Here is a 7,900-nt window from a genome sequence, read left to right as displayed (position 1 = left end):
ACCCAAGGAAACCCAACAAAAAGATTCAGACAGATTTAGGTGTTGGGTGTTGGGTTTCGCTTTTCCTGAGAATTGAGAGGTTTTCCTTAACATATTTATTCGCTCAACCCAACCTACGGACTCTACAGTAGTCAGGAAACCCAACAATACACCCAAGGAAACCCAACAAAAAGATTCAGACAGATTTAGGTGTTGGCTGTTGGGTTTCGTTCCGATGACCCAACCTAGGAAACGAGGCGATCGCTCTATTCATAGCCAACCTGCACCGGAAAGATGATTTCTTCATTTGCACCCCAGTCAATCTGATAGATTTCTTGTTGAACATAACGGTGAAAACTGGAATATTCCCAAGCTGAAGGAGCATTAACTAATCGATGTTTTACGGGATTATAATGGATGTAATCTACATGACAAATGAAATCTTGCTCGTTTTTGATTAAGTGTTCCCAGAACCGTCTTTGCCAGATAGTTTGTTCTTTTTTATTCTCTCTCGAAGTATTCATTTTTCCGTGATATTGTGAATCGCAGTTACGACTAAAATAGCTTTTTATTAAACGCCAACGAGTGGAAAAATTGGCATCACCTTCGGGTAAAGTCCAAATGCAGTGCAGGTGGTCGGGTAAAATGACAATGGCATCGATTGTGAATGGGTGACGTTGCATAACGTAGCGAAATGCTTCTCGCAAGAGGGAGATATTTTCCGGTTCGCACAAGAATTTTTTACGCTTGTGAGTGACAAGAGTAAAAAAGTAAGTTCCTCCCTCAATTTTTGCCCTTCGATACTGCATAATAAATATTGATTATTCTAGCGCATAATCTCCCTTGTCGGTTAGATTGACCAAAGGAAAACCCAACAAAGCATAACTGGTGGATTTGTTGGGTTTCGTTCCTCAACCCAACCTACGAAACTACTACGAAACGATATGATCGCTCTTTTTTAAATCATATAGTAATCATTTTTCCATAGATCCTTTGCTTCCTTGTAGCCTTGTTTGATTCGCACTGTGAATTTATCTGTCGCCTGTAAGACTTTTGATAATCTTTTTAGCCAATCGCTCATTAATTTCTCGATGTCTGGGAATTGGTTCTGTTTTTCCAGTATCTGGATTATGGTAAATATCGTGTTTCCCCCCATGTCTAATCAAATAGCAGCCAGCTTGCTCTAATTGTGCAATTAAATCATGCCTTTTCATGCGATTTCAAACTCTGCAACTCTCTTGATTCCGGGGATTTCTTCCGTAGTAAATGTTCTGTAGAGATCGACCAAGTTTTCGATTAATTCTTCTAAGTCAACACCTTGGGTCCAATGATCGGGAAATTCATTCAAATAGCCCAAGAACATCCCATCTGATTCTTTCCAATACGTATATGGAATCCTCATGGTGAAATCCTCATTCTGCGTTGCTAACGATATTAAGTTGACCCCTATTATAACTGAATTGCTCCCAAGCCACGATGTTGGGTTTCGCTTTCCCTGAGAATTGAGAGGTTTTCCTTAACATATTTATTCGCTCAACCCAACCTACAGTTTCGTAGGTTGGGTTGAGGCACGAAACCCAACAATACACCCAAAGAAACTACCGTAGGTTGGGTTGAGGCACGAAACCCAACAATAAACCCAAGGAAACCCAACAAAAAGATTCAGACAGATTTAGATTTTGGGTGTTGGGTTTCTACCGTAGGTTGGGTTGAGGCACGAAACCCAACAATAAACCCAAGGAAACCCAACAAAAAGATTCAGACGGATTTAGGTGTTGGGTGTTGGGTTTCGCTTTTCCTGAGAATTGAGAGGTTTTCCTTAACATATTTATTCGCTCAACCCAACCTACGAAACTCACTAATGTAGCATAACCCACTGAATATTATAAAATTGGTGGTACGTTACATTTCATGCTTGGCCAAATCCAGCCAAATAAGCTTTAACCTCATGCCAGAAATTTTCAGACTGGAAGGCTATGTTTTCTTTTTTTATGCCAGAAGGCAATGAACCCATCCACGTTCACGTTCGACGGGGCGGCGGATATGCTAAATTTTGGCTAGAGCCGCTAGAATTGGATTATGCTAAAGGTCTAAAAACCAAAGAAATTGTTCGGGCTGAAGTTATCATTACAGAAAATATAGAAATAATACGGAGGAAATGGCACGATGTATTTGGTACATGAAAGCATAGTAAAAGCTCAAAAAGTTTGGGTTGAAGATAAATGGATTTGTATTCGTTTAGAAGACGATAGAGAAATTCGTTTTCCTGCTTATAAAAATAAACGCTTATCAAAAGCAACCTTTGAACAATTAGCAGAGGTTGAGTTAATTTGTGATGGCACGGGATTACATTGGGAAACCTTAGATGAGGATTTGTCCATCATTGGCATTTTAGAAGGAAGATTGGGTGCTTAAATGTTAAATGCTTAAAAAAAATCGGCTCTACCGAACCTAGTAATCATAGCAATTATCGTCGATTGGGTTGACGTAAGGAAACCCAACAAAAAAATAAGAGGATCGAAATAGCGATCGCTTTTTTTAAATCCTACAGTAATCATAGCAATTATTGTCGGTCAAACTTCTCTTTTCTCCCGGTTTAAATCGTCAATTAATTACCTTACTCCTCTTCTCTACTCATTAAAGTAGCGACTAAGAAATTCCTGGGGAGTAATGATGGGGATATTTTCAAAGTCATGTAATGTTAGTAAATCTAAATATCCTGTAATAATAACTTCTGCTTGAATAACTATAGCGCTCGCTAAAATAACAGCATCATCTGGATCTCTAAGTTGAGGAACTTCTAGTAGTCTGTCAACACAAGGTTGTATAAGTTCTTGAACGATAGTCATCAGGTATGCTGTTGTATATCCACAATATTGTTTTCGAGATTGGAGTTTGGGTCGTTCTAATGTATCTTCTATATCAGCTAAGATCTTTTGGGAGGCAAAGATTGTAATTCTTTGATTTTTAGCTAATTTAAGGATTTTACCCGGAACTCCTCCCCACAACAATCCTGAAATCCAAACATTGACATCTAGAACAACTTTCATGAGTTGGCGCGTCTAATTTGGCGAGCTTCTTTAATCATCTGGCTAATCTCAGCCAGAGTCGGTTGATTGGCATCTGGTTCCATTGCTTCTAGTCGCTCAAAGAATTGCTCTAAATTGACTTTATCTTGATGAACTTTTTTGAGAATGATGGAGTCTTCCGTCAGGGAAATCATGTATTTATCTCCTGGGTTGAGGCGGGTTTTAACTTCAGGAGGAAGTTCGATGTTTCCTTCTCGATTGATTTCTATGAGTAGCTCTTTAGTCATCGGCTTCAAAATCAACTTTATTAGCTTTAGCTGTTAAACAGACTTTATAAATAATCTGATCAAGTTAATTATATATATTTTAGCGAATTTTTCAAGCTACGGCCTGCTACCTTGGAATCTAATCCTGGAATTGATGGCGCTCGGCGATTCGCATCTGGAGAGGTAATGTTTCTCCCTCTACATTTATACTACCCCAGGAGAGTCCTTCCACAGAATCAATACTAATGGCGGCTTGACAACCACCCCCTGAACGGTTAAAATGAGATTATGAGTAATTCGGAGAAAAAAATATGTCATACGATAAATAAAAATTATCATTAGAATCTAGGAATTTTTCTAAAAAGCCTAACCGAGACAAAAAGAGTAAAGGAGAAGAATTGAAAACAATTTTCATAGAGATTACCAATTTTTTTCCCTATCTATGTCTTCCGTAGTAAGATAAGAAAAATCTATTGCCATTAATTCTAAAATTTTCAAGAACATTTCTGTATCCATTTCCATGACTTCTGCAGCTTTATGAAGACTGATGATACAAGAAACTAAAGCACCCACTACAAAAATAAATTGTTCTTTTTGTTCAATATTATTAAACAATTGAATTTCGGCATCGATTTCTTGAAAAGTAGTCGAAGTATTCATTGTCTTGCTAAGTTTGATCAATTAAGACAGACCTAAACCAATTTTAACACCAAACCAACCCAACATTGAGTGAGATGATCGAAAGAACAACATCAATATCAAAAAACACGGGATAGACTTTAATTTTGCCAACACAAGTGACTTAAGCAGTAGGTTGGGTTGAGCAATAATAACTTTTTTCTGTCAAATATTAGCGACGCTTGAGCGAAACCCCACCACACCAATGTCGTTAAGAATGTTGGGTTTCTAACTGAGATTGGTGCGTTACGCTAACGCTAACGCACCCTACACGCTCTCTTGTAGCGATTGTCTTAAAAGTCAAGGGGAATAAAGAAAATCTTTTGTACCCCAAATAGGCAAGACAAAGTAACGGCACCAGTCATCCGTTTTGTCAGCGATGAAATTGTTCGGAAAACTGGACTAAGCGGGTGCTTGCCAGCATTTATTATCACGAATCATGGCATTGAGGATAACCAGCAATTTCCTCATACAGGCAACTAAGGCCACCTTTTTCAACTTGCCATTGGTCAACAACCGTTCGTAGAACTTCCGAATCACCGGGTTATGACGAATGGCTACCAATGTGGCCATGTACAAGCCACAGCGAACCGAGGTGCGTCCCCCCGAAATCATGCGTTTACCCTTGTGCTGGCCACTATCGTGGTTGATAGGAGCGACCCCGACCAGCCGGGCAATCTGTTTTTCGCCAGAGTGTTCCCATCTCGGGTAATTCCGCCAAACATAGGGCAGATGAAACTTTGCCGATCCCTTTAACGGATTGTAAGATTTCATTTTTGCGTTGCCAATCGGCTTGCTGTTGGGCGAGGGACTGAATCTGCTCGTTGAGGCTTTCAATACGCTGTTGGATTTCCTCAATATGGGCTTTGATATCTAGTTGCACCGTCTCAGACGCACGACTGAGGCGGTTTTTCTCCGCCACCTGCATCTCCACCAACTGCTGTCGTCGTCGTACTAGGTCGCTCAATTGTTGGGCTTGGGGGGCAACCACGGGTTGGGGTTGGGGTTGCACGGCTCGTGCGAATTGAGCGATTACCTGTGCGTCCAATTTGTCCGTTTTTGCTTTCCCCAATGCCGTCGCAAACCCTTTGACCTTGCGGGGGTTGGCGATCGCTACCGGTATGGTGGCGGCTTGTAAGCCCGATACGAGCGCGCGCTCTAATCCACCCGTCGATTCCACCACCACCAAACTCGGTGAGAGAGGATGTAATTGTTCAATCAGCGATTGAACGCCAACGTCGCTGTTGGGTTGTTGCAAGGTCAGACCTTGCGGCAACACGTAGATATCTAGAACCTCTTTACTGACATCGATCCCTACCCATGTTTTTTCTTCTGTCATCGTTTATGCTGGGGTTAAGTTATTTTGTCCCTTTGGTAACTCGTCCTTGCGAATACGAGGTTAATCCTAAGGGCGATTGTTCGAGCTTGTCTCATCGGGATGACGGCGTGGCTCCGGTGGCTACCCAACGGTGTCAAGCACCTCGGTTGAACTGGATGTCCACGCCCTTTTTCAGAATATAGGCACCCAAGCTACAAAGCGGTATTTTTTACCTAGGTTGGGACGGGTTGCCTACTTCTCAAGATACAAGGTTGGGTTGAGCTATCATTATTGAGCAAGTATTACCAATCGGCTCAAAAGGCGAAACCCAACCAAGATTGTAAAAATATTCCGGGAAGTTGTTGGGTTTCCTTGGGTCAACCCAATCTACGAGTTTTACTCAGACTAATCGAGTTGTTATAGATACCAATGTTTTTATTAGTGCTTTACTCAATCCACTAGGAACACCCAGAAAAGTAATCAATCAGTCAATGTACCATTCTTCAGAGCAAGGCAACTTATCAAGAATTGGCAACGAGAATAAGCAAAAATAAATTTGACAAATATTTAGAAAAGGTGCTATTATCCTGCATAATACTTAACTTGTGTTAAAATCGGTTGCACTATTGTTGTTAATTTAAGGGATAGTTACATGAAAATTGTTACTGTTACTGAAGCCAAAGAACAAATTGATGAATTAGTGAATGATACCAATGATAATCATCAACCAATTTTGTTATCTGGTACGAAAAAGAATGCTATTTTAATTGCTGAGGAAGATTGGAACTCTATTCAAGAAACGCTTTATTTGTATTCTATTCCTGGTATGGTAGATTCAATTATTGAAGGTGGCAACACTTCTATTGAAGATTGTGTGGATGAGGCGGGTATCAGAGCAATTTTAAATGGATAATTGGCAGTTGGTTTTTACCAAACAAGCGAAAAAAGATGCTGAAAAGCTGGCTCGTACTGGGTTGGCAAAACAAGCTAACGAGTTATTAAATATTCTTAAGTCAAATCCCTATCAATCTTATCCTGTTTATGAGAAACTCAGTGGCGATTTAGCGAGCTATTATTCCAGACGTATTAATATTCAGCATCGTTTGGTTTATCAGGTTATTCCAGAAGAGAAGGTTGTCAAAGTTATACGGATGTGGACTCATTATGAATAACCCCTCTTATTTATTTTACACTGGTAACATTATAGACTGAAAATGATTGACTTGGATTGTAAAAATATAGCAATTTGCGAATGAGTGAGGCACATACTAGGAACGTGAAAAGTTTATGGTATAAGACTTTTGCCTTCCGCAAAACGGTATAAATACCCCCAAGATAACATAAAAATACGATATAAATGCCTCTCCTCAACTGACTGAATGAAGGGGCATTTATGGTATTTTTAGAAACAATTTAGCTGGCTTTTGTGGTTTCTTTTTCGGTAGATTGGGAAGGTTTTAGTTTGCGTTTGAGGGTTGAAGCTGCGCCGAGAGTGCCGAGGGCGAGGAGGCCGATGGTTGAGGTGGGTTCAGGGCATGGCTTAACATTGAATGGTATCTCTTGACCACCAGAAGACGTACTTGTGATTGGGCTTTTAATTATTAACGTATGTGTACTAGGGGTAAACTCACCGCTCATTGTTAACCTGTTATTAGTACCGTGAAAACTATATGTTCCATTAGACTCGGTTACGCCGTACATATACATAGTACCGTTAAATTTTCCTCCAGATGGAGAATTACTACCTTTAACTGTAAATGTTATTTTGTTCATAACCGTATCTAGACTTACTCCGAAAAGCCAACTCCCATTATACAAAGACTTAGGAACACCGGGTCGGTTAACCTCATAGCAATAACAAAGGGTAGCTGCCTGAGCAGGTTCAACAGCAACAGCAACACCCACCGCAGTAACCATTGTTATTATTGGAACCATTGATAATCTTTGTAAGATATTCATTTTTACTGTTTCTATACATTTATTAGCTCATGTACCTTGAGTCAAGCAAAACCCCAACCCAACACCAAAGGGAGATAGCAGAAGCATACACACTCCCCCCCCCACAACTGTAGCAAAAGCTACAATTTAATAAATCTTTATATTCTTCTCCCTAGCTTAGGGATTCACAGGGGAAAGAGTTTCAGGTATTTTCCCCTGTTTTACTGCTTCTCAGGCGACCTATCGCCTTCCGTGAGAGATTGTGGCGCGGTGTGTCAGATTCGGTAATAGGGTTCAAAATTTCGCTAACCGCTACTTGAGCCATAGCGTTTTCCCTTAAGCAGAATTCACGCCGCCTCCAGTTCATAATGCAATACCAGAAGCTCATCAGAGCAACTCGATTCGCAATTGGCGGCCTACCACAGAAGCCGCCCCTCGGCTGATGTAAAAGATGACCCGTGCGATGCGCCCGCCAGTAGGGGCAATTCATGAATTGCCCCTACTCCCCACCTTCTGTTGTCTTTGTCCTCTAGTGTTATCAGAGTGATAAATTCTTGACATCCTCGCCGCCCTAAAAGTGCGGCGATTCCTAAACCTCACGATTTAAGTTTCTGCTTCCACCACCGTCGCATACCACAGTTAAAAAACCATGTACTGTCTTACACAGAGTCCACAGACTTTCGCCCCATTTC

At 40.7% G+C, this 7,900-nt stretch carries 10 protein-coding genes and 3 pseudogenes; 5 read left to right on the top strand and 8 right to left on the bottom strand.

What is annotated here, in order from left to right; genetic code table 11:
• Positions 1-245 precede the first annotated feature (245 nt).
• The 3 genes from O9324_RS20800 to O9324_RS20790 form a co-directional block, all read right to left on the bottom strand.
• Positions 246-788, bottom strand: coding sequence for an REP-associated tyrosine transposase (locus O9324_RS20800; protein WP_002790339.1), 543 nt, complete (start codon positions 786-788; stop codon positions 246-248).
• A gap of 222 nt (positions 789-1,010) precedes the next feature.
• Positions 1,011-1,193 carry a type II toxin-antitoxin system HicA family toxin gene (locus O9324_RS20795; RefSeq protein ID WP_071823004.1) on the bottom strand — a complete coding sequence of 61 codons (183 nt, stop codon included), beginning with the start codon at positions 1,191-1,193 and terminating at the stop codon, positions 1,011-1,013.
• Positions 1,190-1,381: a type II toxin-antitoxin system HicB family antitoxin gene (locus O9324_RS20790; RefSeq protein WP_002771342.1), complete on the bottom strand. Its 192-nt coding sequence runs from the start codon at positions 1,379-1,381 to the stop codon at positions 1,190-1,192. Before O9324_RS20790 ends, O9324_RS20795 begins: the two co-directional genes overlap by 4 nt.
• Positions 1,382-1,955: 574 nt before the next feature.
• Here O9324_RS20790 and O9324_RS20785 point away from each other — a divergent pair.
• A complete protein-coding gene (locus O9324_RS20785) occupies positions 1,956-2,162 on the top strand; it encodes a DUF4160 domain-containing protein (RefSeq protein ID WP_288141192.1) in 207 nt (68 codons plus the stop codon).
• The gene (locus O9324_RS20780) at positions 2,146-2,394 is read left to right on the top strand and encodes a DUF2442 domain-containing protein (protein ID WP_002785172.1); all 249 of its coding nucleotides are present in this window, start codon (positions 2,146-2,148) and stop codon (positions 2,392-2,394) included. Before O9324_RS20785 ends, O9324_RS20780 begins: the two co-directional genes overlap by 17 nt.
• Before the next feature lie 215 nt (positions 2,395-2,609).
• On the opposite strand, the gene O9324_RS20775 is transcribed toward O9324_RS20780, so the two are convergent.
• The 4 genes and pseudogenes from O9324_RS20775 to O9324_RS20760 all read right to left on the bottom strand — a co-directional run bounded on the left by O9324_RS20775 (position 2,610) and on the right by O9324_RS20760 (position 5,291).
• Positions 2,610-3,029, bottom strand: coding sequence for a putative toxin-antitoxin system toxin component, PIN family (locus tag O9324_RS20775; RefSeq protein WP_288141191.1), 420 nt, complete (start codon positions 3,027-3,029; stop codon positions 2,610-2,612).
• Positions 3,026-3,295 (bottom strand): hypothetical protein, encoded by a 270-nt coding sequence (locus O9324_RS20770; RefSeq protein ID WP_288141190.1) that lies wholly within the window; start codon positions 3,293-3,295, stop codon positions 3,026-3,028. Before O9324_RS20770 ends, O9324_RS20775 begins: the two co-directional genes overlap by 4 nt.
• A 399-nt stretch (positions 3,296-3,694) precedes the next feature.
• The gene (locus O9324_RS20765) at positions 3,695-3,934 is read right to left on the bottom strand and encodes a hypothetical protein (protein WP_288141189.1); all 240 of its coding nucleotides are present in this window, start codon (positions 3,932-3,934) and stop codon (positions 3,695-3,697) included.
• 420 nt (positions 3,935-4,354) lie between these two features.
• Positions 4,355-5,291, bottom strand: a pseudogene (locus O9324_RS20760) (IS110-like element ISMae40 family transposase).
• A 341-nt stretch (positions 5,292-5,632) separates the two neighbouring features.
• Between O9324_RS20760 and O9324_RS27315 the strand changes: the two are divergent.
• The 3 genes and pseudogenes from O9324_RS27315 to O9324_RS20750 all read left to right on the top strand — a co-directional run.
• Positions 5,633-5,846 (top strand): annotated as a pseudogene (locus O9324_RS27315) (putative toxin-antitoxin system toxin component, PIN family); the annotation flags it as partial.
• 76 nt (positions 5,847-5,922) lie between these two features.
• Positions 5,923-6,183: a type II toxin-antitoxin system Phd/YefM family antitoxin gene (locus O9324_RS20755; RefSeq protein ID WP_002736246.1), complete on the top strand. Its 261-nt coding sequence runs from the start codon at positions 5,923-5,925 to the stop codon at positions 6,181-6,183.
• Complete coding sequence (locus O9324_RS20750) at positions 6,176-6,442, top strand: Txe/YoeB family addiction module toxin (protein ID WP_002756029.1); 267 nt, start codon at positions 6,176-6,178, stop codon at positions 6,440-6,442. Before O9324_RS20755 ends, O9324_RS20750 begins: the two co-directional genes overlap by 8 nt.
• A 241-nt stretch (positions 6,443-6,683) precedes the next feature.
• Here O9324_RS20750 and O9324_RS20745 read toward each other — a convergent pair.
• A pseudogene (locus tag O9324_RS20745) lies at positions 6,684-6,815 on the bottom strand (PEP-CTERM sorting domain-containing protein); the annotation flags it as partial.
• Positions 6,816-7,900: the final 1,085 nt, after the last annotated feature.

Origin of the sequence: Microcystis sp. LE19-84.1B (genome assembly GCF_027531875.1) — a bacterium.
GTDB lineage: Bacteria > Cyanobacteriota > Cyanobacteriia > Cyanobacteriales > Microcystaceae > Microcystis > Microcystis panniformis.
This window is presented reverse-complemented; position numbering and strand designations above follow the sequence as displayed.

Coding starts and splice junctions, on each gene's coding strand:
- O9324_RS20800 (WP_002790339.1), bottom strand. CDS start 788: ATGCAGTATCGAAGGGCAAAAATTGAGGGAGGAACTTACTTTTTTACT.
- O9324_RS20795 (WP_071823004.1), bottom strand. CDS start 1,193: ATGAAAAGGCATGATTTAATTGCACAATTAGAGCAAGCTGGCTGCTAT.
- O9324_RS20790 (WP_002771342.1), bottom strand. CDS start 1,381: ATGAGGATTCCATATACGTATTGGAAAGAATCAGATGGGATGTTCTTG.
- O9324_RS20785 (WP_288141192.1), top strand. CDS start 1,956: ATGTTTTCTTTTTTTATGCCAGAAGGCAATGAACCCATCCACGTTCAC.
- O9324_RS20780 (WP_002785172.1), top strand. CDS start 2,146: ATGTATTTGGTACATGAAAGCATAGTAAAAGCTCAAAAAGTTTGGGTT.
- O9324_RS20775 (WP_288141191.1), bottom strand. CDS start 3,029: ATGAAAGTTGTTCTAGATGTCAATGTTTGGATTTCAGGATTGTTGTGG.
- O9324_RS20770 (WP_288141190.1), bottom strand. CDS start 3,295: ATGACTAAAGAGCTACTCATAGAAATCAATCGAGAAGGAAACATCGAA.
- O9324_RS20765 (WP_288141189.1), bottom strand. CDS start 3,934: ATGAATACTTCGACTACTTTTCAAGAAATCGATGCCGAAATTCAATTG.
- O9324_RS20755 (WP_002736246.1), top strand. CDS start 5,923: ATGAAAATTGTTACTGTTACTGAAGCCAAAGAACAAATTGATGAATTA.
- O9324_RS20750 (WP_002756029.1), top strand. CDS start 6,176: ATGGATAATTGGCAGTTGGTTTTTACCAAACAAGCGAAAAAAGATGCT.